The sequence below is a fragment of the Enterobacter asburiae genome, assembly GCF_007035645.1.
In the GTDB taxonomy this organism is placed as follows: domain Bacteria; phylum Pseudomonadota; class Gammaproteobacteria; order Enterobacterales; family Enterobacteriaceae; genus Enterobacter; species Enterobacter asburiae_B.
The window spans coordinates 706,335-726,696 of sequence record NZ_AP019632.1 but is presented as its reverse complement, the minus strand read 5'-3'; the positions used below and the strand labels follow the sequence as shown (position 1 = coordinate 726,696).

Annotated in this window: 25 protein-coding genes; 17 read left to right on the top strand and 8 right to left on the bottom strand. The window is 56.5% G+C overall.

Translation table 11 applies throughout. The features are described 5' to 3' along the window. Nucleotides 1-4 precede the first annotated feature (4 nt). The 4 genes from speB to FOY96_RS23340 form a co-directional block, all read right to left on the bottom strand. A complete protein-coding gene (gene speB, locus FOY96_RS03495; RefSeq protein WP_014071686.1) occupies nt 5-925 on the bottom strand; it encodes an agmatinase in 921 nt (306 codons plus the stop codon). 208 nt (nt 926-1,133) lie between these two features. Then, entirely contained in the window at nt 1,134-3,110 is a 1,977-nt protein-coding gene (gene speA, locus FOY96_RS03490) for a biosynthetic arginine decarboxylase (RefSeq protein ID WP_023309121.1), read from the bottom strand. Between the two features lie 8 nt (nt 3,111-3,118). Next, nucleotides 3,119-3,250: an acid stress response protein YqgB gene (gene yqgB, locus FOY96_RS03485; protein ID WP_127341063.1), complete on the bottom strand. Its 132-nt coding sequence runs from the start codon at nt 3,248-3,250 to the stop codon at nt 3,119-3,121. A gap of 94 nt (nt 3,251-3,344) precedes the next feature. Continuing rightward, entirely contained in the window at nt 3,345-3,488 is a 144-nt protein-coding gene (locus tag FOY96_RS23340; RefSeq protein WP_419095317.1) for a hypothetical protein, read from the bottom strand. 425 nt (nt 3,489-3,913) lie between these two features. Between FOY96_RS23340 and metK the strand changes: the two genes are divergently transcribed. The 8 genes from metK (at nt 3,914) to ruvX (ending at nt 10,997) form a co-directional block, all read left to right on the top strand. Then, nucleotides 3,914-5,068, top strand: coding sequence for a methionine adenosyltransferase (gene metK / locus FOY96_RS03480; RefSeq protein WP_010435443.1), 1,155 nt, complete (start codon nt 3,914-3,916; stop codon nt 5,066-5,068). A gap of 359 nt (nt 5,069-5,427) precedes the next feature. Continuing rightward, entirely contained in the window at nt 5,428-6,825 is a 1,398-nt protein-coding gene (gene galP / locus FOY96_RS03475) for a galactose/proton symporter (RefSeq protein WP_023309123.1), read from the top strand. 58 nt (nt 6,826-6,883) lie between these two features. Further along, nucleotides 6,884-7,381: a SprT family zinc-dependent metalloprotease gene (locus FOY96_RS03470; RefSeq protein WP_143346509.1), complete on the top strand. Its 498-nt coding sequence runs from the start codon at nt 6,884-6,886 to the stop codon at nt 7,379-7,381. 94 nt (nt 7,382-7,475) lie between these two features. After that, complete coding sequence (gene endA / locus FOY96_RS03465; protein ID WP_023333343.1) at nt 7,476-8,183, top strand: deoxyribonuclease I; 708 nt, start codon at nt 7,476-7,478, stop codon at nt 8,181-8,183. Nucleotides 8,184-8,234: 51 nt separating this feature from the next. Further along, entirely contained in the window at nt 8,235-8,966 is a 732-nt protein-coding gene (gene rsmE, locus FOY96_RS03460) for a 16S rRNA (uracil(1498)-N(3))-methyltransferase (RefSeq protein WP_023309126.1), read from the top strand. Between the two features lie 19 nt (nt 8,967-8,985). Then, a complete protein-coding gene (gene gshB / locus FOY96_RS03455) occupies nt 8,986-9,933 on the top strand; it encodes a glutathione synthase (RefSeq protein ID WP_029739222.1) in 948 nt (315 codons plus the stop codon). Between the two features lie 87 nt (nt 9,934-10,020). Next, on the top strand, nt 10,021-10,581 hold the full coding sequence (locus FOY96_RS03450) for a YqgE/AlgH family protein (RefSeq protein WP_008499752.1): 561 nt from the start codon (nt 10,021-10,023) through the stop codon (nt 10,579-10,581). Further along, nucleotides 10,581-10,997, top strand: a complete 417-nt coding sequence (ruvX, locus tag FOY96_RS03445) for a Holliday junction resolvase RuvX (protein ID WP_029739223.1) — start codon at nt 10,581-10,583, stop codon at nt 10,995-10,997. The genes FOY96_RS03450 and ruvX overlap by 1 nt, the downstream gene beginning before the upstream one ends. 10 nt (nt 10,998-11,007) lie before the next feature. Here ruvX and FOY96_RS03440 read toward each other — a convergent pair whose 3' ends face one another. Next, complete coding sequence (locus tag FOY96_RS03440; RefSeq protein ID WP_143346508.1) at nt 11,008-11,988, bottom strand: type IV pilus twitching motility protein PilT; 981 nt, start codon at nt 11,986-11,988, stop codon at nt 11,008-11,010. A gap of 17 nt (nt 11,989-12,005) precedes the next feature. Between FOY96_RS03440 and FOY96_RS03435 the strand changes: the two genes are divergently transcribed. From FOY96_RS03435 to FOY96_RS03410, 6 genes are all read left to right on the top strand, one after another. After that, nucleotides 12,006-12,707 (top strand): YggS family pyridoxal phosphate-dependent enzyme, encoded by a 702-nt coding sequence (locus FOY96_RS03435; protein WP_143346507.1) that lies wholly within the window; start codon nt 12,006-12,008, stop codon nt 12,705-12,707. 21 nt (nt 12,708-12,728) lie between these two features. Continuing rightward, nucleotides 12,729-13,295, top strand: coding sequence for a YggT family protein (locus tag FOY96_RS03430; RefSeq protein WP_045888331.1), 567 nt, complete (start codon nt 12,729-12,731; stop codon nt 13,293-13,295). After that, complete coding sequence (gene yggU / locus FOY96_RS03425; RefSeq protein WP_023309131.1) at nt 13,292-13,588, top strand: DUF167 family protein YggU; 297 nt, start codon at nt 13,292-13,294, stop codon at nt 13,586-13,588. Before FOY96_RS03430 ends, yggU begins: the two co-directional genes overlap by 4 nt. Nucleotides 13,589-13,591: 3 nt before the next feature. After that, complete coding sequence (locus FOY96_RS03420) at nt 13,592-14,185, top strand: XTP/dITP diphosphatase (protein ID WP_045403921.1); 594 nt, start codon at nt 13,592-13,594, stop codon at nt 14,183-14,185. Beyond that, on the top strand, nt 14,178-15,314 hold the full coding sequence (gene hemW / locus FOY96_RS03415) for a radical SAM family heme chaperone HemW (protein WP_143346506.1): 1,137 nt from the start codon (nt 14,178-14,180) through the stop codon (nt 15,312-15,314). Before FOY96_RS03420 ends, hemW begins: the two co-directional genes overlap by 8 nt. Before the next feature lie 69 nt (nt 15,315-15,383). Further along, entirely contained in the window at nt 15,384-15,746 is a 363-nt protein-coding gene (locus tag FOY96_RS03410) for an endonuclease domain-containing protein (protein WP_071993605.1), read from the top strand. Between the two features lie 61 nt (nt 15,747-15,807). Here the strand turns inward: FOY96_RS03410 and FOY96_RS03405 are convergent, their stop codons facing one another. Genes FOY96_RS03405 through trmB form a run of 3 tightly spaced genes read right to left on the bottom strand, consistent with a single transcriptional unit; the run spans nt 15,808 to nt 17,626 of the window. After that, nucleotides 15,808-16,524, bottom strand: coding sequence for a YggN family protein (locus FOY96_RS03405; RefSeq protein ID WP_143346505.1), 717 nt, complete (start codon nt 16,522-16,524; stop codon nt 15,808-15,810). A 56-nt stretch (nt 16,525-16,580) separates the two neighbouring features. Next, on the bottom strand, nt 16,581-16,907 hold the full coding sequence (locus FOY96_RS03400) for a YggL family protein (protein WP_014885198.1): 327 nt from the start codon (nt 16,905-16,907) through the stop codon (nt 16,581-16,583). Further along, on the bottom strand, nt 16,907-17,626 hold the full coding sequence (trmB, locus tag FOY96_RS03395; RefSeq protein ID WP_033146613.1) for a tRNA (guanosine(46)-N7)-methyltransferase TrmB: 720 nt from the start codon (nt 17,624-17,626) through the stop codon (nt 16,907-16,909). The genes FOY96_RS03400 and trmB overlap by 1 nt, the downstream gene beginning before the upstream one ends. 144 nt (nt 17,627-17,770) lie before the next feature. Here trmB and mutY point away from each other — a divergent pair, with 144 nt between their 5' ends. The 3 genes from mutY to mltC are packed head-to-tail and all read left to right on the top strand — an operon-like array spanning nt 17,771 to nt 20,255. Next, nucleotides 17,771-18,823, top strand: a complete 1,053-nt coding sequence (mutY, locus tag FOY96_RS03390) for an A/G-specific adenine glycosylase (protein WP_172620502.1) — start codon at nt 17,771-17,773, stop codon at nt 18,821-18,823. A gap of 26 nt (nt 18,824-18,849) precedes the next feature. Continuing rightward, the gene (locus FOY96_RS03385) at nt 18,850-19,122 is read left to right on the top strand and encodes an oxidative damage protection protein (RefSeq protein WP_023309138.1); all 273 of its coding nucleotides are present in this window, start codon (nt 18,850-18,852) and stop codon (nt 19,120-19,122) included. A 56-nt stretch (nt 19,123-19,178) separates the two neighbouring features. Then, on the top strand, nt 19,179-20,255 hold the full coding sequence (gene mltC, locus FOY96_RS03380) for a membrane-bound lytic murein transglycosylase MltC (RefSeq protein WP_033146615.1): 1,077 nt from the start codon (nt 19,179-19,181) through the stop codon (nt 20,253-20,255). The last annotated feature ends 107 nt before the right edge of the window (nt 20,256-20,362 follow it).

The window sequence follows — 20,362 nt, the reverse complement described above, 5'->3', positions numbered from 1 at the left end:
AGGCTTATTCGCCTTTTTTGGCTGCCTGAATATAGAGCATTTCCAGCGCCAGAGTCGCTGCGGCCAGCGCGGTGATCTCGGACTGGTCATACGCAGGCGCCACTTCCACCACGTCCATCCCGACAATGTTCAGATCCTTCAGGCCGCGCACCAGCTTGATGGCACGATCTGAGGTCAAACCGCCGATGACCGGCGTACCGGTGCCCGGTGCAAATGCCGGATCCAGACAGTCGATGTCGAAGGTCAGATACACGGGCATATCACCCACGATCTGCTTCACCTGAGCGATGATGTCGTCCACGCCGCGATCGTTAACCTGGCCTGCATCCAGCACGGTGAAACCGTTGTCTTTGTCGAACTCGGTGCGAATGCCGATCTGCACGGAGTGGTTCGGGTCGATCAGACCTTCGTTCGGCGCGGTGAAGAACATGGTGCCGTGGTCAAACTCGCAGCCGTTCGCGTAAGTGTCGGTATGTGCATCGAAGTGCACCAGCGCCATTTTACCGAAGTGCTTCGCATGGGCGCGCAGCAGCGGCAGGGTTACGAAATGGTCACCGCCGAACGAGAGCATGCGCTTACCGGCAGCCAGCAGCTTCTCGGCGTGCGCCTGCAGCTTCTCGCTCATCTCACGCGCGTCGCCGAAGGCGTACACCAGGTCACCGCAGTCCACCACGTTCAGGCGCTCGCGCATGTCGAAGTTCCACGGAAAGCGGTTATGCTCCCAGGCCAGGTTAGTGGAAACCTGACGGATCGCTGCCGGGCCGTGACGACCACCCGCGCGGCCAGATGTTGCCATATCGAACGGCACGCCGGTGATCACCCAGTCAGCGTCGCTGTCGTACGGCTGGAAGTTCATCGGAAGGCGTAAAAAACCAAACGCGTTAGATACCAGAGAGTTATCGTACTGATGACCTAAAGTGCTCATGTCCTGACCTCTTTTAAAGTCGATACATTAAAAACAGATGAAAAAAAATCCCCTCCGCGTCGTTAAACCCGACGAGGAAGGGATTGATTCGTAAATCGCTCATTGGGGCGAATTATCGCCGGTAATGCATACGGGTTCAAGTGAGTATAGGGCATTGTGCGGTCTGATGCCCTCACCCCGCCCTCTCCCTGTGGGAGAGGGCGTTTTCCTACTCGTCTTCCAGGTAGGTGTACCCGTACAGGCCCGCTTCAAACTCTTCCAGGAACTGCTGCTGGAGCGCATCGTCCAGACCGGTGTTTTTCACCTGGTCGCGGAACTGAGTGAGCAGTTTTTTCGGATCCAGCTGAACGTATTCCAGCATGTCCGCCACGGTGTCTCCTTCATCGGACAGCTCAATTTCCACGTTGCCGTCAGGGAACACGAACACGTCCACCGCTTCGGTATCACCGAACAGGTTGTGCATGTTGCCGAGGATCTCCTGATACGCGCCGACCATAAAGAAGCCCAGCATCGGCGGGTTCTCCGGGTCGTATTCCGGCATTGGCATCGTCGTTGCGATACCGTCGCCGTCGACGTAGTGGTCGATGGCACCGTCGGAATCACAGGTGATATCCAGCAGCACCGCACGACGTTCCGGCGCGTGGTTCAGCCCTTCCAGCGGCAGAACCGGGAACAGCTGGTCGATACCCCAGGCATCCGGCATCGACTGGAACAGCGAGAAGTTGACGTAAATCTTATCCGCCATACGCTCCTGCAGCTCGTCGATAATCGGACGGTGCGCGCGGTTGCTCGGGTCGAGCTGTTTCTGCACTTCATGGCACATGTTCAGGTAGAGCTGCTCCGCCCACGCGCGCTCCTGCAGGCTGAAGGTGCCTGAAGAATAACCCACGTGAATATCATGCAGATCCATCTGGCTGTCGTGCAGCCATTCGCGCAGGGAACGACGCGTGCCCGGCTCGTGCATTTCCTGCCAGGTTTCCCACATGCTTTGCAGGGAACGCGGAGCATCGTCTGCCGGAGGCGTCGCTTCGCTGATTTCGCTACGCTCAACGCCGATGATGTTAGAGACCAGCACCGTATGGTGCGCGGTCACCGCGCGACCGGATTCGGTGATCACCGTCGGGTGCGGCAGGCCGTTCTCTTCACAGGCATCACCGATCGCCCAGATGATGTTGTTCGCGTATTCGTTCAGGCCGTAGTTCACGGAACAGTCAGACTGCGAGCGGGTCCCTTCGTAGTCCACGCCGAGGCCGCCGCCCACGTCGAAGCACTGAATATTCACGCCGAGCTTGTGCAGCTCAACGTAGAAACGCGCGGATTCACGCACGCCGGTGGCGATGTCGCGAATGTTGGCCATCTGCGAGCCGAGGTGGAAGTGCAGCAGCTGAATGCTGTCCAGACGACCGCGCTCGCGCAGGATTTCCACCAGCTGCAGCACCTGGTTTGCCGCCAGGCCGAACTTGGATTTCTCGCCGCCGGAGGACTGCCATTTACCGGAACCTTGTGACGCCAGACGCGCACGCACGCCAAGGCGTGGCACCACGTTCAGACGTTCGGCCTCTTCCAGCACGATGGCGATTTCGGTCATCTTTTCGATAACCAGATAGACCTTGTGGCCCATCTTTTCGCCGATCAGCGCCAGACGAATGTATTCACGGTCTTTATAGCCGTTACAGACGATCACTGAACGGGTCATGCCCGCATGGGCCAGAACCGCCATCAGCTCCGCTTTGGAGCCAGCTTCCAGGCCCAGCGGCTCGCCGGAGTGGATCAGGGATTCAATCACGCGGCGGTGCTGGTTCACCTTGATCGGGTAAACCAGGAAATAGTCGCCTTTATAGCCGTAGGACTCACGCGCGCGCTTGAACGCGGCGTTAATAGAACGCAGGCGATGTTGCAGGATCTGCGGGAAGCAGAACAGTGCAGGCAAACGCTGGCCCTGAGCCTCACGGGCTTTCACCAGTTTCGCGAGATCCACGCGCGCTTCAGGGACGTCCGGATCCGGGCAGACGCTGATGTGGCCCAGTTCGTTGACGTCGTAGTAGTTATTGCCCCACCAGGCAATATTGTAAGTGCGCAGCATCTTGCTGGCTTCCTCGGAGCTCATCGCAACCTCCTGCATAGAACGTAGTACACCCTGTTCGCCCGCTGACGAAGGCGAAAAAGAAGACATGTCGTCAGACATAGCGAACCTCAACTCTTTGTAATAAGTGTAAAACAGTTGACTACTATCGCAGCGTTATACGGCGATAACAACCCATAAACGGCTCCGTTTCCCAGCAGAGTATGCTGAAAACCAGACCGTGCGACCGGTTTCTTGTTCATATCATTGTAAAACACGTATCCGAACTCTGTATGACAAGGTTCGGCGAAACCACGAGAAAACTCTTGTATTAACAAGAGCGCCCTTGTTCAGTTTTCACAAAGCGTGACCGGCCCTGGAATCCTGAGAAGCGCCGAGATGGGTATAACATCGGCAGGTTTGCAGACTAGAAATGCGGGTTGCGGGAATCAAATACGCGCCAGAACGGCTGCGCTGAATGTGCGGAAAACGATGGTTCATTATCTCGTATCACCTCCACGGCCGCCTCTGCTGAAACGGACCACAAGCCAAAGCTAAAAGTTCACTGCTTAACCCGGCTGGAAGTGGCGACACGATGAGTTCATCGAGCGCTTATTTTATATGAGCCGCGCGCCGCGTTTTATACCGAGAACAGGGGTAAAAAGCAAAAGATAAATGTGCGTGTTGCCGGGGCCGTCAGGAATTATTGCCAGCCGTAATTTCAACTGAGTGAGAGGTTAGTCAAAAAAAACTGGAAATCGGGCGAAGAAGTGACCTAAAATAGCCGTCCAGATGTTAATCCATCTATACTGATTAACACTCATACTGCCAGTGTCAAAAACCTGCAGGCCTTGGTAGAATTATCTCCTTTGGCTATTCCGCACAGCAGCTTGAGCTAACCAAATTCCTCTTAGGTGAAATAAAACATGGCAAAACACCTGTTTACGTCCGAGTCCGTATCAGAAGGACATCCTGATAAAATTGCTGACCAAATCTCCGATGCAGTGCTGGATGCGATCCTGGCGCAGGATCCTAAAGCGCGCGTCGCGTGCGAAACCTATGTCAAAACCGGCATGGTTCTGGTTGGCGGTGAGATCACCACCAGCGCATGGGTTGATATCGAAGAGATCACCCGTAACACGGTGCGTGAGATCGGCTATGTGCATTCTGATATGGGCTTTGATGCCAACTCCTGCGCGGTTCTGAGCGCGATTGGCAAACAGTCTCCAGACATCAACCAGGGCGTTGACCGTGCCGATCCGCTGGAACAGGGCGCGGGCGACCAGGGCCTGATGTTCGGCTATGCAACCAACGAAACCGACGTGCTGATGCCAGCACCGGTCACCTACGCACACCGTCTGGTGCAGCGTCAGGCTGAAGTGCGTAAAAACGGCACCCTGCCGTGGCTGCGCCCGGATGCGAAAAGCCAGGTCACCTTCCAGTATGACGACGGCAAAATCGTTGGGATTGACGCGGTAGTGCTTTCTACCCAGCATTCCGAAGATATCGATCAGAAATCCCTGCAGGAAGCAGTGATGGAAGAGATCATCAAGCCGGTTCTGCCGACCGAATGGCTGAGCTCTGCGACCAAATTCTTCATCAACCCAACCGGACGCTTCGTTATCGGCGGCCCAATGGGCGACTGCGGCCTGACCGGTCGTAAAATCATCGTTGATACCTACGGCGGCATGGCGCGTCACGGTGGCGGTGCGTTCTCTGGTAAAGATCCGTCTAAAGTTGACCGTTCTGCGGCGTACGCGGCACGTTATGTGGCGAAAAACATCGTTGCAGCCGGCCTGGCTGACCGCTGTGAGATCCAGGTTTCCTACGCGATCGGCGTAGCTGAGCCAACCTCCATCATGGTTGAAACCTTCGGTACCGAGAAAGTACCTTCAGAACAGCTGACGCTGCTGGTGCGCGAGTTCTTCGACCTGCGTCCATACGGCCTGATTCAGATGCTGGATCTGCTGCACCCAATCTACAAAGAAACCGCGGCATACGGTCACTTTGGTCGTGAACATTTCCCATGGGAAAAAACCGACAAAGCCGCCCTGCTGCGTGAAGCTGCCGGTCTGAAGTAATCGACTGACATCTGCGTGATAAAAGGCCAGCCTTCGGGCTGGCCTTTTTTTGTTGGTGGCGCCGCAAAGGTGCACATATGGTACCGATTACACCGCACCGGACGCGTCTCGCTTTCAGAATATTCTCTTTGCATGATCGCCTTTCTTCTGCTGTTACATCGCCTTTCAGTTAAGTCTGAAATGTGTTCTTTCGCGATGCATATCACCTCGTTTACCTCTATATTTTCAAAGCTTTAATTATTTTTACGGTTGCACGCTAGTGTAACCGATTACACCTATGTGATTAATCTCACATATTTTTACGGGTCACTCACCTACCCTTTACATCAATAAAACTGATAACCCAACTGGAGGGCATAATGCCTGACAATAAAAAACAGGGGCGTACGTCCAACAAGGCGATGACATTCTTCGTCTGTTTCCTCGCCGCCCTGGCAGGATTACTTTTTGGCCTGGATATCGGCGTGATTGCCGGTGCATTACCTTTCATCACTGACGAGTTCCAGATCAGCGCTCACACCCAGGAGTGGGTGGTCAGCTCCATGATGTTCGGTGCCGCCGTCGGTGCCGTCGGCAGCGGCTGGCTCTCCTTCAAGCTCGGGCGTAAAAAGAGCCTGATGATCGGCGCGATCCTGTTCGTTGCCGGTTCACTCTTCTCTGCCGCTGCGCCTAACGTTGAGGTTCTGCTGGTTTCCCGCGTGCTGCTCGGCCTGGCCGTGGGCGTGGCGTCCTATACCGCCCCGCTTTACCTGTCTGAAATCGCGCCGGAGAAAATCCGCGGCAGTATGATTTCGATGTATCAGCTCATGATCACCATCGGTATTTTGGGCGCGTATCTTTCCGATACCGCGTTTAGCTACAGCGGCGCATGGCGCTGGATGCTCGGCGTGATCATCATCCCGGCCATTCTGCTGCTGATTGGCGTCTTTTTCCTGCCGGACAGCCCGCGCTGGTTCGCCGCGAAACGCCGATTCCACGATGCCGAACGCGTACTGATGCGCCTGCGCGATACCAGCGCGGAAGCGAAAAACGAGCTGGAAGAGATCCGCGAAAGTCTGAAGGTCAAGCAGTCCGGCTGGGCGCTGTTTAAAGAGAACAGCAACTTCCGCCGCGCGGTGTTCCTCGGCGTGCTGCTTCAGGTGATGCAGCAGTTCACCGGGATGAACGTCATCATGTATTACGCGCCAAAAATCTTTGAGCTGGCGGGCTATACCAACACCACCGAGCAGATGTGGGGGACCGTCATCGTGGGTCTGACCAACGTGCTGGCGACCTTTATCGCCATTGGCCTGGTGGACCGCTGGGGACGTAAGCCAACCCTGACGCTGGGCTTCCTGGTGATGGCGGCCGGTATGGGTGTCCTCGGTACCATGATGCATGTGGGCATTCACTCACCAACCGCCCAGTACTTTGCGGTCGGCATGCTGCTGATGTTTATCGTCGGGTTTGCGATGAGCGCCGGCCCGCTGATTTGGGTGCTGTGCTCTGAGATCCAGCCGCTGAAAGGGCGTGATTTTGGTATCACCTGCTCTACCGCAACCAACTGGATTGCCAACATGATCGTCGGCGCAACGTTCCTGACCATGCTCAATACCCTGGGCAACGCGAACACCTTCTGGGTCTACGCTGGTCTGAACATCTTCTTTATTGTGCTGACTATCTGGCTGGTTCCAGAAACCAAACACGTTTCTCTGGAACATATTGAACGTAACCTGATGAAAGGTCGTCCTCTGCGCGAAATCGGCGCCCACGACTAATCCTCATGCGGGAGGCGCCTCTTGCGCCTCCCCGCTTCGCGCTTTATGCTCTGCCCCTATGAAAGCACCCCGTCTCCCCATTGCCGTTCAGCAAGCCGTTATGCGCTGCATGCGGGAAAAACTCGCCCAGGCGAACCTGAAGCTCGGCCGTAATTACCCTGAACCTAAGATCGTATATCAGCAGCGCGGCACCGCGGCCGGCACCGCCTGGCTCGAGCCTTATGAGATCCGCCTTAACCCGGTGCTGATGATGGAAAACCAGCAGGCGTTTATCGAGGAAGTGGTACCGCACGAGCTGGCGCATCTGCTGGTGTGGAAACACTTCGGACGCGTCGCGCCCCACGGCAAGGAGTGGAAGTGGATGATGGAAGCGGTGCTCGGCGTTCCGGCACGCCGTACCCATCAGTTCGAGCTGGAATCGGTGCGCCGCAATACCTTCCCCTACCGCTGCCAGTGTCAGCAGCACCAGCTTACCGTCCGCCGCCATAATCGCGTGGTGCGCGGCGAGGCGACCTACCGCTGCGTCAAATGCGGCGAGCCGCTGGTTGCGGAATAATCATCTGAACTTTCAGGAACTTTCCTGATCTGACTGATTGCATACGGGAACAACATTCGTTACGTTGCGGGCTCGTTTTGACACGGAGTGTAAGATGTCCCGTAATTTTTCTCTCGCGGTCGCCTTTCTGACGACGGCGCTCTCAGGCCATGCTCTGGCCGACGGTATCAACAGTTTTTCCCAGGCTAAGGCAGCAGGCGTAAAGGTAAACGCCGATGTGCCGGGCGATTTCTACTGCGGCTGTAAAATTAACTGGCAGGGTAAAAAAGGGGTCGTTGACCTTGAGTCCTGCGGCTATAAGGTGCGTAAAAACGAAAACCGCGCCAGCCGCATTGAATGGGAACATGTCGTTCCGGCCTGGCAGTTTGGCCACCAGCGCCAGTGCTGGCAGGATGGTGGACGTAAAAACTGCGCCAAAGATCCGGTTTATCGCCAGATGGAAAGCGATATGCATAACCTGCAGCCTGCCGTAGGTGAAGTGAACGGCGACCGGGGTAATTTTATGTACAGCCAGTGGAACGGTGGCGAAGGCCAGTACGGCCAGTGCGGTATGAAGGTTGATTTTAAAGAGAAAGTCGCCGAGCCCCCTGCCCGCGCGCGCGGCAGTATCGCCCGCACCTACTTCTATATGCGTGACCGTTACGACCTCAACCTCTCCCGCCAGCAGACGCAGCTGTTCAACGCCTGGGACAAGCAGTATCCGGTGACAGAGTGGGAATGCCAGCGCGACGAACGTATCGCCAGAGTCCAGGGGAATCACAACCCTTACGTCCAGCGGGCTTGCCAGGCGCAAAAGAGCTAACCTACACTACGGCAATTCGCTTATATCGCATGACACATGGAATTTCTGACTATGCGCATTCCCCGCATTTACCATCCTGAACTGATTACCGCAGGCCGCGAAATCGCCCTGTCTGATGACGCCGCCAACCACGTTGGCCGCGTGCTGCGCATGGGCGCAGGTCAGGCAATACAGCTGTTCGACGGCTCGAACCAGGTTTTCGACGCGGAAATCACGCGGTCTGATAAAAAAAGCGTACACGTTAACGTCCTGCGTGGCGAAGTGGATGACCGGGAATCACCGCTGCACATCCATCTGGGCCAGGTGATGTCGCGCGGCGAGAAAATGGAGTTCACCATTCAGAAATCCATTGAACTGGGTGTAAGCCTCATTACGCCACTTTTTTCTGAACGCTGTGGCGTTAAACTGGATGCGGAACGTCTGAACAAAAAGATCCAGCAGTGGCAGAAAATTGCCATTGCGGCTTGCGAACAGAGTGGCCGCAACCGTATTCCGGAGATCCGCCCGGCGATGGATCTGGAGGACTGGTGTGCAGAAGAGGAGAGCGGGCTGAAGCTCAATCTTCATCCGCGCGCCAGCGCCAGCATCAATACGCTGCCTCTGCCCGTTGAGCGCGTACGCCTGCTGATTGGCCCCGAAGGCGGCCTGTCGGCGGATGAAATTGCGATGACGGCACGTTACCAGTTTACTGATATTCTGTTGGGACCTCGCGTTCTGCGCACTGAGACAACGGCACTCACGGCCATTACCGCGCTACAGGTACGGTTTGGCGATCTGGGTTGAAGCATTAACGGAGAAGAACATGATCAAGCTCGGCATCGTGATGGACCCCATCGCAAACATTAACATCAAGAAAGATTCCAGCTTCGCCATGCTGCTGGAAGCGCAGCGTCGCGGCTATGAACTCCACTATATGGAGATGAACGATCTTTACCTGATCAACGGTGAAGCCCGCGCGCGCACCCGCATCGTTAACGTCGAGCAGAACTACGACAAATGGTACGAGTTCGGCACCGAGCAGGATATTGCCCTGGCCGATCTCAACGTCATCCTGATGCGTAAAGATCCGCCGTTCGACACCGAATACATCTACAGCACCTACATCCTTGAGCGTGCAGAAGAGAAAGGCACGCTGATCGTCAACAAGCCGCAGAGCCTGCGCGACTGCAACGAGAAGCTCTACACCGCCTGGTTCTCTGACCTGACGCCGGAAACCCTGGTGACCCGCAGCAAAGCCCAGTTGAAAGAATTCTGGCAGAAGCACGGCGATATCATCATGAAGCCGCTGGACGGCATGGGCGGCGCGTCGATTTTCCGCGTGAAAGAGAGCGACCCGAATATTGGCGTGATTGCCGAAACGCTGACCGAACTGGGCACGCGCTACTGCATGGCACAGAACTATATTCCGGCGATCAAAGACGGCGATAAGCGCGTTCTGGTGGTAGATGGCGAACCGGTTCCTTACTGCCTGGCACGTATCCCGCAGGGTGGCGAAACTCGTGGGAACCTGGCAGCCGGTGGCCGCGGTGAGCCGCGCCCGCTGACCGAAAGCGACTGGGAAATTGCCCGCCGCGTTGGCCCGACGCTGAAAGCCAAAGGCCTGATCTTCGTTGGCCTGGATATCATCGGCGATCGTCTGACCGAAGTGAACGTCACCAGCCCGACCTGCATTCGTGAAATTGAAGCGGAATTCCCGATTTCGATCACCGGAATGCTGATGGACGCTATCGAAAAACGTTTACAGAAATAACCTAACAATACTATTAGTGACAGCGCCTGTGTTTGTCCCCATACTGGGCGCTGTCGCTTTTTAAACCAGGAAACAGTACCTCTGACAATGAATTTACAGCATCACTTTCTTATTGCCATGCCTGCTCTCCAGGACCCGATTTTTCGCCGTGCCGTGGTTTATATTTGTGAATACAATGAAGACGGCGCGATGGGTATTATCATCAATAAACCACTGGAAAATCTTCAGGTTGAAGGAATTCTGGACAAGCTGAAAATACCGGCTGAAGCGCGACTGCCGGAAATCCGGCTTGATAAACCGGTGATGCTGGGTGGACCTCTTGCAGAAGATCGCGGCTTTATCCTGCATACGCCGCCGGTATTCTCTTCCAGTATTCGAATTTCGGATAACACCGTTATCACGACCTCGCGCGACGTGCTTGAAACGCTGGGCACCGCTGAGCAGCCTTCTGAAGTGCTGGTGGCGCTGGGCTATTCGTCGTGGGAGAAAGGCCAGCTTGAGCAAGAGATCCTCGATAACGCCTGGCTTACCGCGCCTGCGGACATGAATATCCTGTTTAAAACCCCGATCGCCGATCGCTGGCGTGACGCGGCAAAGCTGATTGGCATTGATATCCTGACCATGCCTGGCGTAGCGGGGCACGCCTGATGAGCGGAACGCTTCTGGCCTTCGATTTTGGTACTAAAAGCATTGGCGTCGCCGTGGGTCAGCGCATCACCGGTACCGCGCGTCCGCTTACGGCCCTGAAGGCCAACGACGGCACGCCAGACTGGAATCTTATCGAGCGTCTGCTCAAAGAGTGGCAGCCGGATGACGTGATTGTTGGGCTCCCGCTGAACATGGACGGCACAGAACAGCCGCTTACCGCCCGGGCGCGTAAGTTCGCCAATAAAATCCATGGCCGCTTTGGCGTCTCCGTGAAGCTTCACGACGAGCGTCTTAGCACCGTCGAAGCGCGCGCGGGCCTGTTTGAGCACGGCGGCTTCCGGGCTCTCAACAAAGGCAGCGTGGACTCCGCTTCAGCAGTAATCATCCTCGAAAGCTATTTCGACCAGGGCTTTTAAACACAGGGGCTTACAGCCGCCCCTGCGCCCGTCTCTCCGCCAGGCCCTGGTCAAAGTTCTGCATTCCTGCCTGCTGACCGGTCTGGATGATGCCGGGCAGTTGCCACGTTTTCCCTTCACGAATCAGATTCGCCGCCGCCGCTGTGTTCACCAGCAGTTCATACAACGCGACGCGCCCGCCCTGCAGATCGGGAAGCAGCCTCTGCGCCAGCACCGCCCGCAGGCTGCCGGCCAGCTGGCTACGCACCGGATCTTTCTCCTGCGCCGGGAACGTATCGACCAGCCGTTCAATCGCCTGCGATGCCCCGCGCGTATGCAGCGTCGCCAGCACCAGATGTCCGGTTTCCGCCGCCGTCAGCGCCAGGCGGATCGTTTCGCTGTCGCGCAGCTCCCCCAGCAGAATAACGTCCGGATCCTGGCGTAAGGCGCTGCGCAGCGCTTCAGCAAATGACGGGCTGTGCTGGCCTATCTCCCGCTGCTGGATCAGGCAACGCTCGCTCTGGTAGATAAACTCCACCGGATCTTCAAGCGTGAGGATATGGCCGTCAGCATGGTGGTTGAGAAAATCGACCATCGCCGCCAGCGTAGTGGATTTGCCGCTGCCGGTCGCCCCCGTGACCAGAATCAGCCCGGCGTCATTGGATAACAGTTCCGGGATTACCCGCGGCGCGCCCAGCGAAGCGAGCTGCGGGCAGCTACGCGGCAACAGCCGCAGCGTCACAGAAACACCTCTCATCTGCTTAAAGGCACTGCCGCGCAGGCGCTGGCCTCCCGTTACCGTCGCGGCAAAATCCACCTGCCCCTTTGCCCACCATATCCCCTGCTGCTCATCGTTAAGCCACGCTTTTAATAACGCCCCAACGTCGGGAGGCTGAAAGGGAGCGGGTTCAAGCCGGCCTAATCTGCGCCAGCGCGGTGGCGAATCACTGCACAGGTGTAGATCGGAGACGTTATGCTTTACACTAAGGGCCACAATTTCTTCCACATCCATAGACTACTCCTCGGAAAATGAACGACATTGCGCATAACCTGGCACAGGTCCGGGACAAAATCTCAGCCGCCGCAGCGCGTTGCGGCCGTGCTTCAGAAGAAATTACGCTGCTTGCAGTCAGCAAAACCAAGCCTGCGAGCGCCATCGCAGAAGCTATTGATGCAGGCCAGCGGGCGTTTGGTGAAAACTACGTGCAGGAAGGCGTGGATAAAATTCGCTACTTCCAGGAACAGGGGAAGACGGATCTGCAGTGGCACTTTATTGGCCCCCTGCAGTCGAACAAAAGCCGTCTGGTGGCAGAGCACTTCGACTGGTGCCACACCATCGACCGCCTGCGTATCGCTACCCGTCTGAATGACCAGCGTCCGGCAGAAATGCCGGCACTCAACGTGCTTATTCAGGTCAACATCAGCGACGAAAACAGCAAGTCCGGCATTGCGCTGAGCGAGCTGGAGGCGCTGGCCGCCGAGGTGGCCGAACTGCCGCGCTTGACCCTGCGCGGGCTGATGGCCATTCCTGCGCCTGAGTCAAGTTATGAAAGGCAGTTTGCCGTGGCACAGCAAATGGCTGTAGCATTTGAGGCGCTTAAAGCGCGCTATAACACGGTAGACACGCTTTCACTGGGCATGTCGGATGATATGGAAGCCGCCATCGCGGCAGGCAGCACTATGGTGCGCATCGGCACGGCAATTTTCGGTGCGCGCGACTACTCAAAATAATAAGGAAACCTGAGGAACGCCATGAAGACGTTGACTTTCCTGCTCTCAACAGTGCTTGAGCTGTATACGATGGCGCTTTTGCTGCGCGTCTGGATGCAGTGGGCCCGCTGTGATTTTTACAATCCGTTCTCGCAGTTTGTCGTGAAAATCACACAACCTGTTGTCGGACCGCTGCGCCGCATTATCCCGGCAATGGGTCCCATCGACAGTTCGTCTCTGCTGGTGGCGTTTATTCTGAGCGTTATCAAAGCGATCGTGCTGTTTATGGTCATCACCTTCCAGCCGATTATCTGGATTGCTGCGGTCCTGATTTTAATCAAAACCATCGGCCTGCTGATTTTCTGGGTGCTGCTGGTCATGGCCATCATGAGCTGGGTAAGCCAGGGGCGTAGCCCGGTAGAATATGCGCTGATCCAACTGGCCGAGCCGCTGCTGCGCCCGATTCGCAACCTGCTGCCTTCGATGGGCGGTATTGATTTCTCGCCGATGATCCTGGTTCTGCTGCTGTACGTGGCTAATATGGGGATCGCTGAGCTGTTACAGTCCACGGGCGATATGCTGCTGCCGGGGCTGTGGATGGCGCTATGAGTGCCGTAAGCACCTGCGCTGACGGGCTGGTTTTGCGGCTGTATATTCAGCCGAAAGCCAGCCGTGACGGTATTGTCGGTCTGCATGGCGACGAGTTAAAAGTCGCCATCACCGCCCCACCGGTTGACGGCCAGGCGAACGCGCATCTGACCAAATATCTGGCAAAACAGTTTCGCGTCGCCAAAAGCCAGGTCATCATTGAAAAAGGTGAACTTGGGCGACATAAACAGGTAAAAATCCTTAATCCGCAATCTATCCCGACGGAAGTCGCGGCTCTGAAAGAACAGGACTAAACCATGCAGAAAGTTGTTCTCGCGACCGGCAACGCCGGTAAAGTGCGCGAGCTGGCCTCGCTATTAAATGATTTTGGGCTGGACGTGGTCGCCCAGACCGATCTTGGCGTGGAGTCCGCCGAAGAGACGGGGCTGACGTTTATCGAAAACGCGATCCTGAAAGCGCGCCACGCCGCGCAGATTACCGGCCTGCCCGCGATTGCCGACGACTCCGGCCTGGCCGTGGATTTTCTCGGCGGTGCGCCGGGGATTTACTCTGCGCGCTATTCCGGCGTTGACGCCACCGACCAGCAGAATCTGGAAAAGCTGCTTGTCGCCCTGAAAGACGTACCGGACGAACAGCGCACCGCGCAGTTCCACTGCGTGCTGGTCTATATGCGCCACGCGGAAGACCCGACGCCGATTGTCTGCCACGGCAGCTGGCCGGGCGTGATTACCCATGAAGCAGCTGGCAACGGCGGCTTTGGCTACGACCCGATTTTCTTTGTCCCGACCGAGGGCAAAACCGCTGCGGAACTGACCCGCGAAGAGAAAAGCGCGATTTCCCACCGTGGACGCGCGCTGAAACTGTTACTGGAAGCACTGCGTAATGGCTAATTTGCCGCCTCTGAGTCTGTATATTCACATCCCGTGGTGCGTGCAGAAATGTCCGTACTGCGATTTCAACTCGCACGCGCTGAAGGGCGAAGTGCCGCACGATGACTACGTTGCGCATCTGCTGGCCGACCTGGACGCCGATGTCGCTTACGCACAGGGACGTGAAGTTAAGACCATTTTCATTGGTGGCGGTACGCCGAGCCTGCTGTCCGGCCCGGCAATGCAGACGCTGCTGGACGGCGTGCGTGCGCGCCTGAACCTGGCGGCAGATGCTGAAATTACGATGGAAGCCAACCCCGGCACCGTTGAGGCCGACCGTTTTGTCGACTATCAGCGCGCGGGCGTGAACCGCATCTCCATCGGCGTGCAGAGCTTTAGCGAGCCGAAGCTGAAACGTCTGGGGCGCATTCACGGCCCGGAAGAGGCAAAGCGCGCGGCACACCTGGCAACGGGGCTTAACCTTCGCAGCTTTAACCTGGATTTGATGCACGGCCTGCCGGATCAGTCGCTGGAAGAGGCGCTGAACGACCTGCGCCAGGCGATCGAACTGAACCCGCCGCACCTGTCGTGGTATCAGCTCACCATCGAGCCAAACACGCTGTTCGGTTCCCGCCCGCCGGTGCTACCGGACGACGACGCGCTGTGGGATATCTTCGAGCAGGGTCACAGGCTGCTAACCGCTGCGGGCTATCAGCAGTATGAAACGTCCGCGTATGCGAAGCCGGGCTATCAGTGCCAGCACAACCTGAACTACTGGCGCTTTGGCGACTACCTGGGAATTGGCTGCGGCGCGCACGGCAAGGTGACCTTCCCGGACGGGCGCATTCTGCGCACCGCTAAAACCCGCCACCCGCGCGGGTATATGGAAGGGCGTTACCTGGAGCGTCAGCACGACGTCGAGGCGGCGGATAAACCGTTTGAGTTCTTTATGAACCGCTTCCGTCTGCTGGAAGCCGCGCCGCGCGCGGAATTTGCGCGTTACACCGGGCTGCCGGAATCGGTGATTCGCCCGCAGATTGACGAGGCGCTGGCGCAGGGGTATCTCACGGAATGTGAGGAATACTGGCAGATCACCGAGCACGGCAAGCTGTTCTTAAATTCCCTTCTTGAGCTGTTCCTCGCCGAATAATCCTGAAGGCTGATTCAGGATTTTGCATCCCGCTCTGCCGGCTGAGGGAAAGGCTGGCAGAGTGTGGGGATGAAAATTACTCGTTCTTATGCAAAACAGCTCAGACGTGAGCTGACAAAAGAAGAAAGACGGCTTTGGTATCTACTGCGCAGCCGCCGTTTCGAAAATTATAAATTTCGTCGACAACATCCTGTAGATCACTACATTCTGGATTTCGCCTGCTGCGCGGCTCATCTGGCTGTTGAGCTGGATGGTGGGCAACATGATGAAAAGCAGGAATACGATCGTCAAAGAACGTGCTGGCTTAACGAGAAAGGCTGGCATGTCATTCGATTCTGGAACAACGAACTCTGGAATAACGAAGAGGCGGTGTTAGAAAAGATCCTTGAAACACTGCAAATGCTGCAACCCTCACCCCGGCCCTCTCCCTGAAAGGGAGAGGGAGCAAACCATCCCCTCGCCCCTTTGGGGAGAGGGTTAGGGTGAGGGGAAATTACTTAAGCGTCCCCACCAGCGCCTTCCGGCTATCTTCCAGCAACACCACGCGTTTACACACGTCTTTGCCGAACTGCTGGAAATCATCTTCCTGGTTCTTCCACTCGTTCTGAATGGAGGTCTGCAAGCCGCCCAGGCTGCCCAGCACGCCCTGCAGCGGATTACCGCCGCCTTTCAGCACGGCTTTCGCCCCCATTTCGTTGATGCTGTCCTGCAGGATGCCGCCCATCGCCTGGTTCACCAGCTGCTGCCCGTCAGCACGGACCTGATCGATCGCCTTGTAGTGGAACGTCAGGCCGTCGGAGCGCGTCTCGATAATGCGGTTCATCTGCTCTTTAAGCTGCTTATCGAGCTTCGTCAGACGGGTGCGCATATTGCTGCTCTCACCCACTTCTTTGGTGATGATCTTATCCAGCGCGACGCGGCTTTTCTCAACGCGGGTCAGTGCGCCTTCATTAATCCATGGCAGCGCGGTACGCAAATCGGCCTGATAGTCTTTCGCCTGCTCACGCTGTGCGGCAGTCAGGTTGTACTGCTTGCCGTTAAAGGTGACGTTCCCCTGCGGCGTAATCACCAGATTGCCGTTCTCGCCTTTGACCTGCACGGTTTGCGGGCTTAACACCACGTCATCACGCGGGGTGACGCTACATTGATAATCCGCATGGGCGGTGAATCCGGTTGCCATCAAAGCAACAGCCAGCAACGTTTTGCGCATCTTAAACACTCCCTCAGACAAAATGGGCCAGCTAATGCTGGCCCCTTACTGCTTTATTAGTCCCACCAAACGTCGAAAAGTTCGCTGACGCGGACATCTTCGAGCTTGTGGTCTTCAAGCCATTTACGTACCAGGGCCTGATGTTCTTCAGTGCATTTACCCACTTCCTGGGTGCAGATCAGACCTTCCCAGGCCAGGTAGCCGCTACCGTCGAAGGCCAGCTTGTTTGGCTCAATCACGTCATTGATGAACGCATCCACGTCCTGATCGATCTGTTCTACACTGGTGCCTTCCGGGAAACGCCACGCAACGGAGAAGCCCACTTCCTGGAATTCTTCGATGTGCATCTTTTTACGCAGACGACGGCTACGATTCTTTGCCATTATTTCACCCTCTCGAACATTAAGTCCCATACACCGTGACCAAGACGATGGCCACGCTGTTCAAATTTCGTTACCGGACGCGATTCCGGACGCGGTACATAGTCGTTACTCTCAGACTGGTTTTTATACCCGTCCAGCGACGACATCACTTCCAGCATATGTTCCGCATACGGTTCCCAGTCGGTCGCCATATGGAAGACACCGCCCAGCTTCAGCTTACTTTTCACCAGCTCGGCAAACGGCGCCTGAACGATACGGCGTTTATTATGACGTGCTTTGTGCCACGGGTCAGGGAAAAAGAGCTGAACCATGGTTAAAGAATTGTCAGGAATCATTTTATGCAGCACTTCCACCGCGTCGTGACACATCACGCGCAGGTTCTCAACGCCCTCTTCATGGGCCGTTGCCAGGCATGCACCCACGCCCGGGGAGTGGACTTCGATACCGAGGAAGTTCTGCTCCGGTCGCGCTTTCGCCATGGCCACCAGCGAGGTGCCCATACCAAACCCGATCTCCAGCGTGACGGGTGCTTCGCGGCCGAACAGTTCGGTAAAGTCCAGAGGCTGCTCGCTGAACTCAACGCCCATCACCGGCCAGTAGTTGTCCAGCGCATGTTGCTGCCCTTTTGTCAGGCGGCCCTGACGGCGGACAAAGCTGCGAATACGGCGCAGCGGGCGACCGTTTTCATCAAATTCCGGTGAAATGACGTCGTTTTTCATAAAAGAGTTGTCTGCTTGTGAGAATGTACGGGAAACGGGCATTATCCAAAGTTAAGGCTTCTATGCAAGCATGGGAAAGATCCGGTTTACAGCAGATTGACGCTGTGCTGCAATCTGCGTCCCTGATTATGCGAATCGATGACCATGCAAGCCTCTCAATTTTCAGCCCAGGTGCTGGACTGGTACGACAAATACGGGCGTAAAACCCTGCCCTGGCAAATTGAAAAAACACCTTACAAAGTATGGCTCTCCGAGGTGATGTTGCAACAAACGCAGGTCGCCACGGTGATCCCTTACTTCGAGCGTTTTATGGCGCGCTTCCCGACGGTGACCGATCTGGCCAACGCGCCGCTGGACGAGGTCCTGCACCTGTGGACCGGTCTTGGCTATTACGCCCGGGCGCGTAACCTTCACAAGGCCGCACAGCAGGTCGCGACGCGCCACAACGGGAAATTCCCGGAAACCTTCAACGAGGTGGCGGACTTGCCCGGTGTAGGACGTTCAACCGCAGGCGCCATTCTCTCCCTGTCTTTAGGGAAGCATTTCCCGATCCTCGACGGCAACGTGAAGCGCGTGCTGGCACGCTGCTACGCCGTCGACGGCTGGCCGGGGAAGAAGGACGTCGAAAAACGCCTTTGGGAAATAAGTGAAGCGGTCACCCCGGCCAACGGCGTCGAGCGTTTCAACCAGGCGATGATGGATCTCGGCGCGCTGGTCTGCACGCGCTCAAAACCAAAATGCGAACTCTGCCCGGTGAATAATCTCTGCGTGGCGTATGCCAACCATTCATGGGCGCAATATCCGGGTAAGAAACCCAAACAGACGCTGCCGGAGCGCACCGGCTATATGCTGCTGATGCAGCACGGCGACGAGGTCTTCCTCGCCCAGCGTCCACCGAGCGGTCTGTGGGGTGGTCTATACTGCTTCCCACAGTTTGAAGATGAAGATTTGCTGCGTGAATGGCTTAAACAGCGCGGGATTGCTGCCGATAACCTGACGCAGCTGACCGCGTTTCGCCATACGTTCAGCCATTTCCACCTGGATATTGTACCCATGTGGCTTCCCGTGTCGTCATTTGCCTCGTGCATGGATGAAGGCACCGCTCTCTGGTATAACTTAGCGCAACCGCCATCAGTCGGACTGGCGGCTCCCGTGGAGCGCCTGTTACAGCAATTACGTGCCGGTGCAATGGTTTAGCATCGACAAGAAAAAGAGGAATGAGTATGGCCAGAACGATTTTTTGTACTTTCCTGCAGCGTGACGCTGAAGGCCAGGATTTCCAGCTTTATCCGGGCGACCTGGGTAAACGCATCTACAATGAAATCTCCAAAGAAGCCTGGGGACAGTGGCAGAAAAAGCAGACCATGCTGATCAACGAGAAAAAACTCAGCATGATGAACCCGGAACACCGCAAGCTGCTGGAGCAGGAGATGGTGAGCTTCCTGTTTGAAGGTAAAGACGTGCACATCGAAGGCTATACGCCACCGGAAAAATAACAGCGTGCGGGGGAAACCCCGCCGTTAAAGCAAACACAACACGCACTCCCGGAATGATGAAAAAACTTTTAGCGCTAGCCCTTGTTGCGCCGTTGCTTGTCTCGTGTTCGTCAAAAAAAGGCGAAGATTACAACGAAGCCTGGATCAAGGACACCAACGGTTTTGACATTTTGATGGGGCAGTTTGCCCACAACATCGAGAACATATGGGGATTTAACGAAGTTCTTATTGCCGGACCTAAGGACTACGTTAAGTACACCGACGCCTATCAGACCCGTAGCCACATCAACTTTGATGAGGGTACGATCACGATTGAGACCATCGCAGGCACCGACCCTGCGGCACGACTGCGTCAGGCGATCGTCAAAACCCTGCTGATGGGTGACGATCCGGGTTCTATCGATCTCTACTCCGATGCCGACGATATCACTATCTCGAAAGAGCCGTTCCTGTACGGCCAGGTCGTCGATCAGACCGGTCAGCCGATCCGCTGGGAAGGTCGCGCCACGAAATTTGCCGACTACCTGCTGCAGACGCGCCTGAAAAGCCGCTCTAACGGCCTGAAGATTATCTACAGCGTCACCATCAACCTCGTCCCGAACCACCTCGACAAGCGTGCGCATAAGTACATTGGGATGGTGCGTCAGGCCTCGCGCAAGTACGGCGTGGATGAGTCGCTGATCCTGGCGATTATGCAGACCGAATCCTCGTTCAACCCGTACGCGGTAAGCCGTTCCGACGCCCTGGGGCTGATGCAGGTTGTGCAGCACAGCGCCGGTAAAGACGTCTTCCGCGCGCAGGGGAAATCCGGCACGCCGAGCCGCAGCTATCTGTTCGATCCGCAGAGCAACATTGATACCGGCACGGCCTACCTGGCGATGCTGAACAATGTGTACCTGGGCGGAATTGATAACCCAACGTCGCGCCGCTATGCGGTGATCACCGCCTATAACGGCGGCGCGGGCAGCGTGCTGCGCGTCTTCTCGAATGACAAAGTGCAGGCCGCGAACATCATCAACAGCATGGCGCCGGGGGATGTCTACTCTACCCTCACCACCCGCCACCCGTCTGCGGAATCCCGTCGCTATCTGTATAAGGTGAATACGGCGCAGAAGAACTACCGTCGCCGGTGATCGGCACACCTTCTCCCCTCTGGGAGAAGGTGTTCTGTTTCCCCTCTCCCTGTGGGAGAGGGTCAGGGTGAGGGCATCAGGCCGCACCTATCCAACCCCACCCATAC

Bases quoted from the DNA above. Each gene is read 5' to 3' on its own strand.
- yqgB (WP_127341063.1), bottom strand. From the start codon at position 3,250: ATGAACAAGAAACCGGTCGCACGGTCTGGTTTTCAGCATACTCTGCTG.
- FOY96_RS03385 (WP_023309138.1), top strand. From the start codon at position 18,850: ATGGCCAGAACGATTTTTTGTACTTTCCTGCAGCGTGACGCTGAAGGC.
- FOY96_RS03400 (WP_014885198.1), bottom strand. From the start codon at position 16,907: ATGGCAAAGAATCGTAGCCGTCGTCTGCGTAAAAAGATGCACATCGAA.
- gshB (WP_029739222.1), top strand. From the start codon at position 8,986: ATGATCAAGCTCGGCATCGTGATGGACCCCATCGCAAACATTAACATC.
- yggU (WP_023309131.1), top strand. From the start codon at position 13,292: ATGAGTGCCGTAAGCACCTGCGCTGACGGGCTGGTTTTGCGGCTGTAT.
- mltC (WP_033146615.1), top strand. From the start codon at position 19,179: ATGAAAAAACTTTTAGCGCTAGCCCTTGTTGCGCCGTTGCTTGTCTCG.
- FOY96_RS03440 (WP_143346508.1), bottom strand. From the start codon at position 11,988: ATGGATGTGGAAGAAATTGTGGCCCTTAGTGTAAAGCATAACGTCTCC.
- metK (WP_010435443.1), top strand. From the start codon at position 3,914: ATGGCAAAACACCTGTTTACGTCCGAGTCCGTATCAGAAGGACATCCT.
- speA (WP_023309121.1), bottom strand. From the start codon at position 3,110: ATGTCTGACGACATGTCTTCTTTTTCGCCTTCGTCAGCGGGCGAACAG.
- FOY96_RS03410 (WP_071993605.1), top strand. From the start codon at position 15,384: ATGAAAATTACTCGTTCTTATGCAAAACAGCTCAGACGTGAGCTGACA.
- FOY96_RS23340 (WP_419095317.1), bottom strand. From the start codon at position 3,488: ATGAACCATCGTTTTCCGCACATTCAGCGCAGCCGTTCTGGCGCGTAT.
- hemW (WP_143346506.1), top strand. From the start codon at position 14,178: ATGGCTAATTTGCCGCCTCTGAGTCTGTATATTCACATCCCGTGGTGC.
- mutY (WP_172620502.1), top strand. From the start codon at position 17,771: ATGCAAGCCTCTCAATTTTCAGCCCAGGTGCTGGACTGGTACGACAAA.
- speB (WP_014071686.1), bottom strand. From the start codon at position 925: ATGAGCACTTTAGGTCATCAGTACGATAACTCTCTGGTATCTAACGCG.
- ruvX (WP_029739223.1), top strand. From the start codon at position 10,581: ATGAGCGGAACGCTTCTGGCCTTCGATTTTGGTACTAAAAGCATTGGC.
- FOY96_RS03450 (WP_008499752.1), top strand. From the start codon at position 10,021: ATGAATTTACAGCATCACTTTCTTATTGCCATGCCTGCTCTCCAGGAC.
- endA (WP_023333343.1), top strand. From the start codon at position 7,476: ATGTCCCGTAATTTTTCTCTCGCGGTCGCCTTTCTGACGACGGCGCTC.
- FOY96_RS03470 (WP_143346509.1), top strand. From the start codon at position 6,884: ATGAAAGCACCCCGTCTCCCCATTGCCGTTCAGCAAGCCGTTATGCGC.
- rsmE (WP_023309126.1), top strand. From the start codon at position 8,235: ATGCGCATTCCCCGCATTTACCATCCTGAACTGATTACCGCAGGCCGC.
- galP (WP_023309123.1), top strand. From the start codon at position 5,428: ATGCCTGACAATAAAAAACAGGGGCGTACGTCCAACAAGGCGATGACA.
- FOY96_RS03435 (WP_143346507.1), top strand. From the start codon at position 12,006: ATGAACGACATTGCGCATAACCTGGCACAGGTCCGGGACAAAATCTCA.
- FOY96_RS03405 (WP_143346505.1), bottom strand. From the start codon at position 16,524: ATGCGCAAAACGTTGCTGGCTGTTGCTTTGATGGCAACCGGATTCACC.
- trmB (WP_033146613.1), bottom strand. From the start codon at position 17,626: ATGAAAAACGACGTCATTTCACCGGAATTTGATGAAAACGGTCGCCCG.
- FOY96_RS03420 (WP_045403921.1), top strand. From the start codon at position 13,592: ATGCAGAAAGTTGTTCTCGCGACCGGCAACGCCGGTAAAGTGCGCGAG.
- FOY96_RS03430 (WP_045888331.1), top strand. From the start codon at position 12,729: ATGAAGACGTTGACTTTCCTGCTCTCAACAGTGCTTGAGCTGTATACG.